Source organism: Galbibacter sp. BG1, assembly GCF_013391805.1.
Taxonomy (GTDB): Bacteria; Bacteroidota; Bacteroidia; order Flavobacteriales; family Flavobacteriaceae; genus Galbibacter.
On the sequence record NZ_CP058364.1, the window covers coordinates 857,564 to 873,101 of the forward strand.

General features: G+C 37.0%; 11 protein-coding genes and 1 tRNA gene. 6 read left to right on the forward strand and 6 right to left on the reverse strand.

The window, feature by feature from the left end; all coding sequences use genetic code 11:
• The first annotated feature begins 3 nt into the window (after positions 1 to 3).
• The 4 genes from HX109_RS03750 (at position 4) to HX109_RS03765 (ending at position 6,095) form a co-directional block, all read left to right on the forward strand.
• A complete protein-coding gene (locus HX109_RS03750; RefSeq protein WP_178949868.1) occupies positions 4 to 1,362 on the forward strand; it encodes a Na+/H+ antiporter NhaC family protein in 1,359 nt (452 codons plus the stop codon).
• A 43-nt stretch (positions 1,363 to 1,405) separates the two neighbouring features.
• Positions 1,406 to 1,987, forward strand: coding sequence for an RNA polymerase sigma factor (locus HX109_RS03755; RefSeq protein ID WP_178949869.1), 582 nt, complete (start codon positions 1,406 to 1,408; stop codon positions 1,985 to 1,987).
• A gap of 286 nt (positions 1,988 to 2,273) precedes the next feature.
• Positions 2,274 to 3,245 carry a class A beta-lactamase-related serine hydrolase gene (locus HX109_RS03760; protein ID WP_255462759.1) on the forward strand — a complete coding sequence of 324 codons (972 nt, stop codon included), beginning with the start codon at positions 2,274 to 2,276 and terminating at the stop codon, positions 3,243 to 3,245.
• Positions 3,246 to 3,290: 45 nt separating this feature from the next.
• The gene (locus HX109_RS03765) at positions 3,291 to 6,095 is read left to right on the forward strand and encodes an NTP/NDP exchange transporter (RefSeq protein ID WP_178949870.1); all 2,805 of its coding nucleotides are present in this window, start codon (positions 3,291 to 3,293) and stop codon (positions 6,093 to 6,095) included.
• Between the two features lie 150 nt (positions 6,096 to 6,245).
• Here HX109_RS03765 and HX109_RS03770 read toward each other — a convergent pair whose 3' ends face one another.
• The 6 genes from HX109_RS03770 to HX109_RS03795 form a co-directional block, all read right to left on the reverse strand.
• Positions 6,246 to 7,520 (reverse strand): serine hydrolase, encoded by a 1,275-nt coding sequence (locus HX109_RS03770; RefSeq protein ID WP_178949871.1) that lies wholly within the window; start codon positions 7,518 to 7,520, stop codon positions 6,246 to 6,248.
• Between the two features lie 3 nt (positions 7,521 to 7,523).
• Positions 7,524 to 10,433, reverse strand: coding sequence for a PEP/pyruvate-binding domain-containing protein (locus HX109_RS03775; RefSeq protein WP_178949872.1), 2,910 nt, complete (start codon positions 10,431 to 10,433; stop codon positions 7,524 to 7,526).
• Between the two features lie 213 nt (positions 10,434 to 10,646).
• Positions 10,647 to 11,762, reverse strand: a complete 1,116-nt coding sequence (locus tag HX109_RS03780; RefSeq protein ID WP_178949873.1) for a BamA/TamA family outer membrane protein — start codon at positions 11,760 to 11,762, stop codon at positions 10,647 to 10,649.
• A 41-nt stretch (positions 11,763 to 11,803) separates the two neighbouring features.
• A complete protein-coding gene (locus HX109_RS03785; protein WP_178949874.1) occupies positions 11,804 to 12,844 on the reverse strand; it encodes a hypothetical protein in 1,041 nt (346 codons plus the stop codon).
• Positions 12,845 to 13,134: 290 nt separating this feature from the next.
• Positions 13,135 to 13,208, reverse strand: a tRNA-Asp gene (locus tag HX109_RS03790).
• An 85-nt stretch (positions 13,209 to 13,293) separates the two neighbouring features.
• Complete coding sequence (locus HX109_RS03795; protein ID WP_178949875.1) at positions 13,294 to 14,226, reverse strand: DUF58 domain-containing protein; 933 nt, start codon at positions 14,224 to 14,226, stop codon at positions 13,294 to 13,296.
• 135 nt (positions 14,227 to 14,361) lie between these two features.
• Here HX109_RS03795 and HX109_RS03800 point away from each other — a divergent pair, with 135 nt between their 5' ends.
• Together HX109_RS03800 and HX109_RS03805 are read left to right on the forward strand one after the other, a co-directional pair.
• Positions 14,362 to 15,237: a cell division protein FtsX gene (locus HX109_RS03800; RefSeq protein ID WP_178949876.1), complete on the forward strand. Its 876-nt coding sequence runs from the start codon at positions 14,362 to 14,364 to the stop codon at positions 15,235 to 15,237.
• Between the two features lie 11 nt (positions 15,238 to 15,248).
• Positions 15,249 to 15,512: a DUF3098 domain-containing protein gene (locus HX109_RS03805; protein WP_178949877.1), complete on the forward strand. Its 264-nt coding sequence runs from the start codon at positions 15,249 to 15,251 to the stop codon at positions 15,510 to 15,512.
• Positions 15,513 to 15,538: the final 26 nt, after the last annotated feature.

Here is a 15,538-nt window from a genome sequence, read left to right on the forward strand (position 1 = left end):
TCTATGGATCATTCTGGTATCCTTTCCTTATTACCAACAATAGCAGTAGTCATCTTTGCTTTAATTACCAAAAAAACCTTTGAAGCCTTAGTTTTAGGCTCCATTACCGGTTATTTACTGATTTCTGACATCAACTTTTTTTCAAGTTTTACAGATTCTTTATTAAAGGTTATGCAGGACCCAACTATAGGGTGGGTAATTTTGGTATGTGGCTTATTCGGTTCCCTCATTAACCTATTGGCCAAGTCTGGAGGTACTACTGCTTTTTCTGGCCATTTGCTCAAGTACGTAAAAAACCGAAAAGGCGCCCTTATGGCTACCTGGATATTGGGATTATGCATTTTTATTGATGATTATTTAAATGCGCTTACCGTAGGTGCTTCTATGAAAAAAGTGACAGATAAATTTAAAGTACCAAGGGAAATGCTGGCTTATGTAGTAGACAGCACTGCGGCTCCTATCTGTGTTTTAATTCCGCTTTCTACTTGGGCTATTTATATCTCCGGACTTTTGGAAGGCGAAGGGATTGTAGAACAAGGATATGGATTAACGGGATACTTAAAAGCTATTCCCTACATTACCTACGGTTGGGTAGCAGCTATTTTAGTTCCATTGGTGGCCCTCAATATCATTCCTGCCCTTGGGGCGATGAAAAAGGCAGAGAAAAGAGCGGAAAGCGGCGATTTGATCCCACCTCATTCCGGAGCGATTAGTCTTAAAATGCCCGATGATGTTTCTAAAAAGAAGGCGAAACTTTCTTACTTTATCCTTCCCATTTTAATTTTAATAGCGGCCACTATTGCTTTCGAAATTGATGCTCTTAAAGGTGTTATTGCAGCAATAGCATTTACTGTGGTTTACTTTTCTTTTGAAAAGGTAATGACAATCAGTGAAGCTATGAAAGGTGTTTTTACAGGATTTAAAACCATGTTATATGCCTTGGCCATCGTAGTAATGTCTTTTGTTCTTAAAAATGTAAACGACGAATTGGGCCTCACCAGCTTTGTTATCGAATCGGTTTCTCCCTTTATAAGCAAAGAATTTTTACCAGTAATTACTTTTATATCTCTAGCCGTAATAACTTTTGCAACCGGTTCATTCTGGGGAATGTATGCCATTTCCTTCCCTATAATCCTTCCGTTGGCGCAAACTTTAGGAGTGGATATTTGGCTATCTATAGGAACTGTTATAAGCGCAGGGGCTTTTGGTTCCCACGCCTGTTTTTATGGAGATGCTACCGTGCTTTCAGCATCGGCGACAGGTTGTAACAACATGGCGCACGTTACCACACAGCTTCCGTATACCATGATAGCAGGTTTAATAACTTGCCTTATTTATCTAGTTCTGGGCTTCGTAGTTTAATATCCAGCATCGATATCTCAACAAAAAAAACTAACTTAGTTGAGTGAATTCAGAAGATAAAAACAATAGCGCTCTAGCAGATGAAGCGCTAGTGACCCTTATTGTATCTACCAATGACAAAAAATTGATAGAAATTCTCTATTCTAGATATAGCACCAAAATTTACAACAAATGCTATAGCTTTACCCACGACGAGGAAGAGGCCAAAGATCTTACCCAAGATATTTTTATAAAACTGTTCTCCAAATTGGATACATATCGAGGTAAGGCTAAGTTTTCTACTTGGCTATACAGTTTTACTTACAATTTTTTGGTGAACTATAAAAAAAGAGACCTTTCTAAAAAACTTGGTGACCGATGGGAAAATCTAAACAAAAAAGACATTAATTTACCCGCTCCCGAAGATGTGGAGGATAACGATTTGTTTGCACTTAAGACGGCGAGGTTGGAAAAAGCGTTATCTCTTATTGAACCAGCGGACAAGGCTCTCCTACTTATGAAGTATCAAGATGATATTTCTATTAAAGAAATGCAACTTTTATTGGAAATCGGTGAAAGTGCCATTAAAATGAGGCTGAAACGCGCCCGTTTTAAACTCATTAAGGTGTACAACGAACGTACTTAAATGTGACTTTTTAGTGTTTTAATTGTCCAAACTTCTAAAATGTCATGTGGTATGCAGCAAAATAATCCATTTAAAAAATTTAACAAACCAACATACGAACTTCCAAAAGAAGTAAAGCTTCAAATTATGCAGAAGATTAACCAACTGATTTTAAGTAAAAAAGCAAATTGATAGTTAAATTTGTCCCTGGGATTTATTTTTAACTCACTCTTAAAAAAAGTTGATTTTTTAAGTGACTCAAAACAGTCCTAAGTGTCTAAATAAAAAAGCACTCATTTCGATAACAATGAACAACAAACTCATAATTTCTATCCTATTGATTGGATATTTAGCTTTGGCCTCCTCCTGCACGGCCGAAGCCCAAGGCGATATTGCCCATGCCGAATTGGCAAGCCCTATGCCACTGCCTATTTCTGGTTTCGATCAAGTAATTCCGTTAAGGGAATTGGGGAATATTAGGCTTCAGAACAGTTTACAAAACGAAATCGATAAACGCCCTAAGTGGAAAAAAATGATTTCCAATAAAAAAATGGCTATCGGTCTCGTAGACCTATCCGATCTCAGCAACATTAAATTTGCTAGTGTGAACGGCAATTATATGATGTATGCCGCGAGCCTTCCCAAAATTGCCGTTCTTCTGGCGGCTACAGACGCTATAGAAAATGGAGAATTGGAAGAAACAGAAGAGGTTAAAAACGACATGAAAATAATGATAAGTAACTCCAATAATGCAGCTACCACAAGAATGATAGACCGTGTGGGTTACGAAAAAATTGAAGAAATTTTAACCAGCGACCGCTATAATTTATATGATCCGGAACTTGGTGGAGGCCTATGGGTTGGAAAAAGATACGGAGGTGGTGGAGACACCAATAGAGAGCCGTTGAAAAATCTCAGCCATGCAGCAACCGTTACCCAAGTATGCCGGTTTTATTATTTGTTATCAATGGGGCAATTAATTAACGAAGATCGTTCCAAGCAAATGCTAGACATTATGGAAGCACCTGCTTTGCATCATAAATTTGTAAATACGCTAGATAAAATTGCTCCCGATGCCAGATTGTTCAGAAAATCGGGTTCTTGGAAAACCTATCATTCGGATTCTATTTTGGTTTGGGAAGACGGTACTTTTAGAAAATATATTTTAGTAGCCCTTATAGATGATCCTGACGGGGAACAAATAATTAGGGATATGATAGTTCCTATTGAAAGAGCCCTTAAAAAAACCAACGATTTTAAAAGAAAAAATACCTTCTAAAGTTTATTGCATTGTAACTTTAGAAACCGATAGGAATTTATTTGAATGATAAAAAGCTTACTTAAAAAAATATTCGATTTAAGAGACGGAGAAATTAATATAGCCCTACTTATGCAGGGCTATATCTTTTTCATTATAGCCACTTTGCTCATTATAAAACCGTCTATAAACTCTTTGTTCTTATCCGATCTTGGTGCTCAAAACCTGCCCTATGCTTATCTTTTAGTAGCTTTAACTGCTGTATTAAGTTCTTATTTCTACTCAAGGGCTACGGAGAGATATTCTTTGGTGCATATTATTAGAATTACGTTGACCGTTTCGGTAATCAGCTTAGTTGTTCTGGGGTTCCTATTGCATCTAAATTTGGTTAAAGGTTGGATCCTCTATCTTTTTTATACGGGTGTGGCTATTTATGCGCTACTGGCCACTTCTCAGTTTTGGATTTTGGCAAATTTGGTTTTTAATGTTCGCGAAGCAAAACGGTTGTTTGGCTTTATAGGAGCAGGAGCCATTGTTGGAGGGATTTTTGGAGGTTACCTAACTACTATTTTAGCTCCGGTAATAGGAAACGCCAACCTTATTTTTATTGCAGCCCTATTTCTTTTATGCTGTTTACCAATACTTGGATACATCTGGAAAACCAAAATAAAAGAACTCAATACCTTTAAAGTAAAAAAAAGAGCCCCTATTTTAAAGGAAAATCCATTCAAGTTAGTCTTAGGCTCTAAACACTTAACCTTCTTGGCGGCTATTATAGGTGTTGGGGTGCTTACTGCAAAATTGGTGGAATATCAGTTTAGCTATGTGGCGGCCAAAGAATTTACAGATAGTGATGAATTGACTGCGTTTTTTGGTTTCTGGCTGTCAACCTTCAATGTGGCATCCCTATTGTTTCAACTTTTTATTACCCGACGCATTGTTGGTATTTGGGGTGTAGGCTATGCCCTACTTCTTCTTCCTGCCATCCTTTTCTTTGGTGGAATCTTGTTTTTGGCATTTCCAGAACTTTGGGTTGTAATTTTTTTAAAAGCCACCGATGCCAGCCTTAAACAATCGGTTTATAAATCGTCTGTGGAGCTAATCGCCTTGCCTCTTCCGTTGGAATTAAAGAAAAAAACCAAATCTTTTATAGACGTCGTGGTAGATAGTGTTGCCACAGGTATCGCGGGATGTTTGCTCATCTTTTTTATAAGAGGGTTGGAAGTACCTCCAAAAAACATCATGTTTCTAATAATAGTACTTGCTTTGGTTTGGATTTACTTTATTTACAGACTCCGAAAAGAATATTTCAGCTCCTTCAAGAAGAACCTGGAGTCCATTGCTACCGTGCATAAAAAAAATAAGCGGGAAGTTTCTAAGGAAACATTTTTACAAGGAATGCGAAGAGTTTTTAACGAAGGTTCAGAAAGCGATATTCTCTATATGCTTAATAAAGCGATGGAGTTAAAAGACAAAAGGCTGGAGGGCGAATTTGTATATTTGCTTTCGCACCCATCCAATAAAATTAAGGCGGCGGCCCTACATAATTTATTCTATCTGAACAGCGGAGTCATTTACCTAGAAGTTAATCAATTACTTAAAATTAAGGATAGGGAAGTAGTTATTGCCGCTTTGGACTATTTATTGTTGCATGCTGAAAGAAATGAAAGTATTGTTTTTGAAAGCTATTTAGATCATCCTGATAATTTTATTTCCAATGCCGCCCTGTTGTGCCTTGCCAAGGAGTCGCGAGACAACCAAAGCTTAAAGGAAAAGTTTTCTTTAGGCAAACGTATTCAACAAAAAATCACACATTTAGAGACCACCATTTCAGAAAAGGAAGATTTTATAGAGTTGTTGCAAATTATTGGTTATGGAGATTTTAAAGATGGCTATCCCATAATTTTACACACCCTAACCAGTGAAGATACCGTTCTGGAAGAAGAAGCCATTAAAGCGGCTGGGCTCACAATGAATGAGGTTTTTATAGACCCTCTGTTAGAAAAACTATTGCATAAAGAACAGCGACACTTCGCCACCGAAGCCCTCGTTTTTTATGGAAATGGTATGATTTCTTTACTGCACAAAAAAATAACTGCTACAGAAACCCCTGTTGCCATTAAACAGTTTCTTCCTAACGTTATAGGGGCTTTTAAGTCTCAATTGGCTGTAAATACCTTGATAAAATGCTTTAAGGAGGCAGAAGATTTATCGGTTAGACTTCAAGTAGTAGCAGCGCTTACCAAATTAAAAGAAGAAAATCCTCACCTACAGTTCGATAACGCCACAGTAGCGAAATTAATATTGGAAGAGTGTAAACTTTATGACAAAACGATTAATGCGATGCACTCCCAGATTATTGTCTATTATGTAAGGCGAAAAAAACTTAAAATAGATACTGAAGAAATGAATGCACGGGAAGGGTTGATGGAGCTTCTCGAACGCCGATTGGAAAATGGACTCAAGAGAATTTTTAAACTATTGGAGCTTCGATATTCGCCCAACGAAATTAGAATGGCATACAACGGTATTTTAAGCGGCGAACCTGAAAATATTACCAATGCCATAGAATTTCTAGATTTATTACTGAACCCCAATTTAAAAAGCGTCCTTATCCCTATTGTGGAGGCCACCATTTTGGATACCTCTTCCGAAGAGGTAATAGATGCCATAAGTAAAAATAGAATGACCGAATTTGAATGTTTTAAGAATATTCTGGAAGGTAAAGATGTTAAGTTAAAAATAGCTGTTGTTTATCTCATCTCAAAAATAAAAGACCCTAAGTACTTTCCATTGTTGGAAACCGCGGAAACATCTAAAGATTTCCGTTTAAAGGAATTTGCCCATAGCGCTATGGAAGAATTTTCTTAACCTTTAAATGGTAAATAATTTTATTAATACCCCCTTTTTTCTAGCATCCACTAAAAAGTAATCTTCTCAAATAAAAAAAACCTATCAAATGCCTTTAAGAAATCATCTTTTAAACATTCGATAGGCTTAAAACTTTTTAATGTAAATTATCTATTCTTTAGTTTCCCTTACTATTTTATCGATACGGCTGGCAAGTGCCAAATGGTCGTAAGCGGAGTTTTTCCCCAATACGTTCGTCATTAAACAGACCATATACTTTGTACCATCTGGATGTTCCACGATGGCAACAGAATTCATATAATTATACACATTTCCTTTGTACTTACCGCAACCTTCGTCTTTGGTTTTATCGCATTTGTATAAACTTCCAGACTTAAAGTAAACTGCTGCTTCTTTTAATTCGGGAGCTTGTGCGTAGCGTATTCTTCGGTCTGTCATATACATCAAACGCTTTATTTCCAAACTGGATTTTTGATCTACAATGGCGCCTTGCTCCAATTGCACCATCCATTTCATCAAACCTAATGGCGTACCTATACTTCCGCCCTTGCTTCCTACATATGGATTTACACCTCTGGTAAAAAACGAACCCAATCTCCATTCTTCTTCAGTTATACCCAACTCCCGTAAAGGATTATTGACCGTATTAATGGCTAAATCTGTTATTTCATTTTTAGGGTTTTCCTTAAAATAAGCATCGGCATCTTCTTGGGTAATGGTTGGGTACTTATCGCCAAAAGCAGCCATTAACAAGGCTTCCCTCCACACAACACTTGCAGCACCGTTATTACTTACAGAAAGCATATGATCGGCCCATTCAAATAAGGAAAAAACGTCGCTGGCTACCGCTTGCCTCTTAACCAGTTTATTGGTTTCCATATTAAAGACAGGGATGGTATGCTCATCGCTTAAAACCCAATTGCCCCCTTTTACCGTTTTGGTCTTTAAAAGCTCAATCCTTTTAGAGAAATCATCTGGATATATTTTGGCCAATTGATCGAAAAGAGCTGTTAAAACCACCAATTTACCAACGCTCCCTGGTTGATATCCTTTAGTTTCATTCTGCTGTGCGTAACGCATTTTATCTGGTTGTGTAATATCCAGAACAGTAATAGAATAACTCTTGTCCAATCTCGGTAAAAGTGCATCTATTTTCTTCTGAAAATCGGCATCCTCCACCAGAATATCTTGTACTGGGAATCCGCATTCCGCTTTTAAATTCAATTTTATATCTTCTATACTTTTTAATGACCCAGGTGGTAATTTTGGGTCTGGTAATTCCCCAGAGGTTGCCATTTGCAAGTATTTCAATCTTTTTATTCCAGAATACTCATACCCGTCAATAGGATATGCATTCGATTCTGGAGGTGTTATAAAAGCAGTGAAAATTAATGTCAAAATTCCATATGGTAGTAGCTTCATCATTTTTTACAGGGTTGTAGTTAGCGAAATTTCTTTTTTAGTATTGATGCTTGGGGTAATCGATTTTAGATAATCGGATCCCAAAGCTTTTTTGTTTTCCACAAAAGGCCTTATTTGAAATAACCATAACTTATTATCCTTAAATCCAAGCTCTACATCGTAAGCTGTTTTCTCGGCAGTAGGATTTTTTGCCGCCATTTTTTGTCGAATCGTTTGGGCGAGCGCATAAATCTGCTGTATGTTTTGAGCGTTCAATATAGATGTTTCGAAAGAGGTAACTTTTTTGCCCGTTCCTCCAGAAGCAGGCAATATATTTTGGTAGGGCTCCCGTGCTGGAGATAATAATTGAGAGGTGCCATCGGCCTTTATGAGGTAGGTTTCTGCCAACTGTCCATCTACCGCTCCCCCAGCACCACGGCTAAACGCAATGGTAAGATCGTTTTCTTCTCCCGATGTAATCCCTTTGGTAATTAACACCCCAGAATAGTCTACATCTACCGATGGAATCACTAAAATTGATGGAAATACATTTTCCGGATTCAGGAGGTATTTTTGGCGCCATTTAAAACTTCGCTCGGTGTAAGGAGAGGCCCAAACTTCTTTTATTCCGTTAAAAATCTTTTCTTTTTCCAAGGTATTAAAAATGGTGAGATTGAGCCCCGCACCCGTAAAATCCTTCAAATCTTCCATGTTTGTATCACTCCTTAAAAATACAGGAATACTCCCCATGGGTTTACCAAGAACTTTTTCAAAAGAGGTATTCATATCCGAAACAAAACTCGGCTTTAAGGTCATTTTCTTAATGGCATCCCGTAAGGTCTCCAATTGCCGCAATTGAAAGTTTTCCACTTCTTCTTCAGAAATCCCTTCAGATCTTTTTGCTTTTGCATCTTTAAACATAACATTTAAAAACTGCCAATAAGATTTTCCTTGCCCGGGCATCGGTTGATCCATATGATCCCTAAAAATTCCAAATGGTATTACCAATCCCTCTACCACATTATCGGGAAACATCGATTTAAGCTCCCCTAAATTTGCGGCTTTGGGTCCACATAATTTTCCAGAGTCTTCTGCCCCAACACTTCTCATGTTTAAAACCTTGGTTTGATTGAGTTTTATTTGATCGATAGGAACTTCAATTTTATCATCTTTTCGTTCTTTTTTAGAAAACAAAGCTTTTTCCGTAGCGTTCATTTTCGAAGCTTCCTTCATGATTACAGTCCCACGATTGGAAACCGCATAAAAAACCTTTTTCCCGTTAAAAGGCATTAATTTCTTTAAATCTTCATCGGAAAGTGCCGCATTTGGAATCGCCAAATTCCTGGCCAATAGTTGTACATGGGAAACTAAATTCCCTTCTGCCACTGTTGCAATTCCAGCAACTGGTTTTAAGTCTGATGGGGCACGTTCAAAAATATATATTTTATTGCTCGATACTTCGATACTATTGGCATTACCCGGCACTACCACCAATTCGCCATAGGCATATCCAGGATTTAACCCTCTAAAGCTGCTTTGGTTAGACAAGTCCATTACCTGATTTGACAAAGAGGATTCTTGAGTTACAAAATTCCCCAAGTCTGCTAGGGTTTTCCCTAGTTGTAAAGCAACGGAAGAACGAATACGATCGTCTATAAAACTATAAGCCTTTGGCTCGAAAGCCGTATAAGTATTTACAACATCTTGATAGTTTGCCTTTACCGTGGCAGCACTCCATTCTACTACACCCCTCGCCATTTCCAGTTTTTTAGATAACTCCCCCAAGGTTATATTATTGGTTTGGTTAGTTTTTAATATGGGAGCTATTTTTTCCCATTCCCATAATTCTATAGATCCTGTCCCTGCGGTTGCCATAGCTAAAAAGTAAACTTTATCCAATTGCCCTTTTAAGGTAGAAGGTGTCCACTCCGAAGATTTCTTGAAAACAATCCCTTCCAATTGATTGGCGATATCGAGCAATTTTAATTTTTGTGTGGGACTCTTATCCTGAAGGATACTTTTACGTATTTCCAGTAACATTTTTGAAGTCTCAATGGTTAAAGTTTCAGCATCTGTTTGCTTGCCATTTTCAGAAACAAACTTTTTTAATTCCGTTTTAATAGTACTTTCGCCTGAAAGTGCATTCACTTTTTTTGCAATTCCCGCTAAACTTATCGGCTTATGAAACTCTTTCATCGTAGTGATCAATTCATCGAGCTTTTCATTTTGTGAGGCAGTAAGTTTCCCCAAATTTTCTTTTTTAAACTGAACTGTTTTTTCAATATCCACAGGTTCTGGATTGTTATGAATTTTAACACGCAAATCCATGAACTTACTGTAATCATCTGAAATTACTTTCGATTGTGCGCGCATTAATTGCGAAAGGTTATCGTCGCCCTCGTGTGGAATATCTTTAAAAGATTGCAACACCAAATAATAGTTCTTTTTAAGAACCGATTCTTTTGCAAAGAGCCATTTGTAAAACTTAATGCCCCATTCCTCTTCATCTTCAATTTGAACCGACCCTCGGTAATATTGACCCTTTCGGTTTACCCAACCGTCGTCTATTCTTGCTAAATAGCGCCCAAGTTGATATTGTTTTAAGCGGGAATGATTATTGGTTTCGTCCCAAAAATCTTTTGCATCGGTATAAGCCAAAATCTGACCTAGATAGATGTGATTGGTTTTCCCCAATTTAACAACCTCATCTTTGTAACTGGCATGTTGAATTCCCTGCACACCTTCTGGGCAAGGATCCTTTGGGCCTCTTACTGTACCGTCTTCACAGAACCATTGAATGCTTTTATAGGGCCCACGAACATCGTTTTTGTAAAGATCGATTTGGGCTTTAATTTTTTCATTTGAAAGTTCTTGAGCCACTAATACATGCAAGCAAAAACTAAAAACAATAAAGTAGATTAATTTGTAATGATTCATTTAAAAAAATTTAAAGGTTAGGACACGATTTCCCTCTTGAAGTCACTAAGTAAAACAGAATATATTTAACAAGCTGATAAAAAAGATATTATTTACTTTTTCTTAAAGATATAATAGAAATTTTAAATGAACCAACCGAAGAACTTTAGTAAATTCTTTAAAGCTCCTTCTATTTTTCAAAATTAACCACTTGAAAATCAGAATAAAAAACCATCAAAAAGCTTCACTAAATCCAAAATAAAGACCAGAGGACTCCCTGCCTACACCAAAATCGATCCTTAGGTTCATTCTTGGTTGTACCTCGAGCCTATATCCTACTCCCAAATTTGGAACCCATTGAGAGACTTCATCTATACCAGGCGCTACAGTACCTGTGCCGAGCCAAGTAGCCAAACCATGCTTGCTTAACACACCATCTGATTTGAGAAACATATGTCGCCATTCCGTCATAAAATAAATAGCTGTTTTATCGCGATATTGCCCCTTGATATAACCACGCAATGCATCTCCACCTCCTATTCTACCTAATTCCTCGTAAGGGACATCTCCATGTGCAGACCTTAAATAAAATTTGGCAGCCAATACATTCCCCTCCCGGTAAATCTGGTGATAGGTACGAAAATCAACTTCATAAGTTTGATAAGTGTTGTTACTTCCCAAATAACTTCCGAAGAAAAGAGAAGCCACCCGAATATACATTCCCTTCCAGGCATTTACAGTAAGATCCCTACTATCGAAAGCGAGAGACAAACCGCTTGCACTATTAAAATTCTCTGGTCCGTACCGCAGGAAATCAGAATCTTGAGCCATTAATGGATTTACCTCTGTGACCTTGGTTTTATTAACATTAAAATTTAAACCCAGATAGAGATTAGGAATGATACGAAACAAAAAACCCGGTTGAATAGACCATTGGTTACGATGGTACAGGGAAGTACTATCGCTCTTCTCGATATTTTGATTCTCCTGTATTCCCACGCCAAAATAGTCATCGTCTGCATCAGAATATTTAGCAACCACATTCAGTCGAAAACGATCTTCCCACCAAAATGATTGTAATTTGCCATTCAATCCAATATTTCCACGTGTACTTATAAATGCTGTTAAGGGCATTGAAGAACGCTGGATTAAGGAATCCTGGGGATCGGTTTTAAAGGTATACAATACCCCACCAGCAATTAAAAATCCGTTTTCGGGAGTATATCCTGGTCCGAGCAAGGGTGTTAAAAAAGGCTCTCCAGCTTCAATTTTTTCTTTTTTTAAGGCTTGCCTTTCTTTAAACCACTTTTTAATGCCCCTTTCCTGTGCCAAGGAAACACTTGTTAGCATTATGGATACTATAATAGATATATAAACTTTTACACACATCGCTACAAACCAAATCGGTAATTAAATGAAAATAGTAGCTGAGTACGGCCTCTCCCAAAACCACCTTCCAAACGATACCAGTAATGATCGCCATGCATGTATTGCACTCCTACCTGCAAAGACCAATCGCCAAGCGTTTCTTTTTCAAATTCGTACCTAATTTCAGTATCCCCTATATCTTTCCCATCCAACCAATCTTCCATTCGTGCCACCAACTGATCTACCACCAATTGTTGCGGTCGGGAAAGATCGTCGTACCAATTTTCTGCAGAATCTCCAATTTGCTGCTTTAAGTCATCTAACTTTTCGGGATCCAGCGAGGCAAATCCATCGCTTATTTTTAGGGAACCTGCTGATAACCTTTCTATATATTGATTTTGAGCTCCCACGCTAAAACTTATTCTATTATCTGACCCATGAAGATCGAATACTCTCCCTACCCGGAGGGAAGTTACCATACCAAATACAGGTTCGTCCAATGCTGAAGTATGAGAAGAAGAAAGGTTGAGATTGGCCGCACCAAAATAATTATTCCGGCCGTAAGCCAAAACCATTCCCCCTCCATAAGTATCTACTGAAGGCGTGGTGGCAATATTTAGATTTATAGGAAAAGTAATATCAATATTAGCATTCCCTTCAGAATGTGCATAAATGGCATATAGATTTAAAAAAGGAAACAACCAAGCATCGGCACGAACATTAAAAACATTTGCTGTATTTACGACGGGATCGAATTGTACAAAGTCGAGTTCCTCTAAGTCGGAACCTCCTATACCTACTTTCAACTTAGTGATATTTAAACGTGTTTCTTGCAATACATAGTTAAACATAAACCCAAATGGCAACGGTAACCTATGGCCCATATTTTTTACTTTCTCCCCATAAATGGGCAATATGTACGGATGATCTATTTTAGAGGTCGTGTCTTTTACAAATCCCTTTTCATGCATAGGGGAAACCTGTGTCAAGGACTGCACCGAAAACAGCCAAACTGATAAAATTAAAACATATTTAAGGGGAGAATTGTACAAAAAACAAATCATACAGAAAGATTAAAAATCAACGCTTTTTAACCCTAAAGTACGAAAAGTTCTCATTTAGAGCATCATGGCTGTATTTTTATTAAGCTTTAAAACCTTAAAAAGAAACCTTTTTAAATAAAAAAAGCCTTCAACAATTTAGCCTGAGCTAAAAAGGAAAGCCTTTCATTGGTATAGCCCTTAACATAGTTAAACACTTCTACAAACTTCAGCAGTATTTCTACCACTGAACAACACAACTATTTTTATGACAAAAAAGCTCCAATTCTCATTGAAGCTTTTTTTGCTTTTCGCGGTCTGGACGGGATTCGAACCCGCGACCCCATGCGTGACAGGCATGTATTCTAACCAGCTGAACTACCAGACCTTTCGTTATTGCGAGTGCAAATATACACCCAATTCTCAATTAGGCAAACCTTTTTAAATAAAAAATTTAATTTTTTTTACCTCTGTTAAATAAACTTTTGACGTTCAATTAGATAAGTTTCTAAAATTTGATTGAAATTTTTTCTCACGTCCACTTCCACATATTTAATTCGGTATTTAGCACACCTCAACTTTAATTCTTGCTGGAAATCTTGCATCGAATTTTCGTAAACATCCTTAACATTTTCGGCAAATAAATCTATGGAAATACCCGTTTCTACATCCAAAAACTTTTTTGGAGTATTGTCAAAATTAAAAGCAAACTCTTTTTCCTTATCCATTACATGAAATAGCACCACTTCATGCTTGTTATATTTTAAATGTTGAAGGGCCTGAAATAATTCCTCTTGATCTGTCTCCGTTTGGAACATGTCGGTGAACAAAAAAATAAGGCTGCGCCTATGAATTTTATTGGCTATTTGATGAAGGTATGTGTACGTTTTGGTCTTTTTATTTTCCTTTTTCTTTCTGGCTACCAAACCTTCCAAGGTATTCAACAACAAATACCGATGTCGATCGCTTCCCTTTTCTGGGGCATAAAACTCGTACGCATCAGAATAGACACTTAAACCCACGGCATCACGCTGCTTTTTAAGCATTTTCATAAGCACAGCGGTTGCCAAAACCGAAAATCCGAGCTTATTTAAATTCCCTACCGATTGTTGCTTCAAAGAAGGATAGTGCATGGAAGTAGAGTTGTCTATAATAATATGACATCTCAAATTGGTTTCTTCATCATATTTTTTAGTGTACAGTTTATCTGTTTTTCCAAATAATTTCCAATCGATATGTCTGGTGCTTTCTCCTTGATTATATATTTTGTGTTCAGCAAATTCCGAGGAAAAACCGTGAAACGGACTCTTATGCATCCCGCTAATAAACCCTTCAACTACTTGACTGGCCAAAAGATCTAAATTTCCCGAAAGCTGTACATTATTTAATTCTGACTGTAATTTCATGCCTCATTTTTCAATTTACAACTCCATATAAAAAATGCTGTGGTTATTTTATATATAAATTAGCATGTTGGACGTTATAAATTATAGTGATTAAATTTACTTTATTACTTTTACACATCCAATTATATTTACAGTATGAGCAAATCTTTTGAGCGCTACCAGAAACGCAAACTTATATCTTCTTACTTTTCTGTTATACTAAGTATTGCTTTGGTTTTGTTTCTACTTGGGGTGTTGGGGCTTTTGGTTATAAATACTAAAAAGCTGGCCAATCACTTTAAGGAACAGGTGGCTATTACTGTATTTTTAAAGGATAATGCCAAAGAGGTAGAAATCAATCAGCTGCAAAAAAGCTTGGCAATGACAGATTATACCAAAACCGCCACGTTCGTTTCTAAAGAAGAAGCCGCTGAAGAGCATAGTAAAGAAATAGGTGAAAACTTTTTAGATTTCTTAGGTTACAACCCTTTGCAGAACTCCATAGACGTTCACCTGAAAGCCGATTATGTGGCTAATGATAGCATTAAAAAAATTGCAGACGATTTAGCAAAAAAAGATTACGTGGCCGATATTGCTTACGATCAGCCTTTAATTACTTTGCTAAACGAGAACGTAAAACGAATGAGTTTTTGGATCCTGGTAGCAAGCGGTGTATTTACACTCATTGCGGTATTACTTATAAACAGTTCGATTAGACTTTCGGTGTATTCCAAGCGTTTTATAATAAAAACCATGCAAATGGTAGGTGCTACCAAAAGGTTTATTAGAAAACCTTTTATTTGGAACAGTATTAAACTGGGTATGATTGGTGCTTTGGTAGCAATAATTGCTATGGCAGGAGTATTATATTATGCAAATATCAAAATGCCACAACTACAGTTGTTGTCCGATCCTTTGTCGTTGGCTTCTTTATTTATTGGTATCTTTGTCATTGGAATTATTATAACCTGGATAAGCACCTACGTGGCTACACAAAGGTTTTTAAATTTAAGAACAGACGATCTCTATTAAAAATATAAAAAGTGAAAAATAAAAATCAGCAAACTCATACTTCCAAAGAATTTATCTTTCAAAAAAAGAATTACCTATTCATGTTTATTGGCTTAGCTTTTATAGTTTTAGGCTTTATTTTAATGAGTGGCGGTGGTAGCGACGACCCCAATGTATTTAATCCAGATATCTTTAACTTTAGAAGAATTAGGTTGGCGCCTACATTGGTTTTAATTGGGTTTGGTATTGAAGTTTATGCCATTATGTTGAATCCGAATAAAAAGAAAGAAAATTAATTTCACTTTAAATTCCATCAACACGC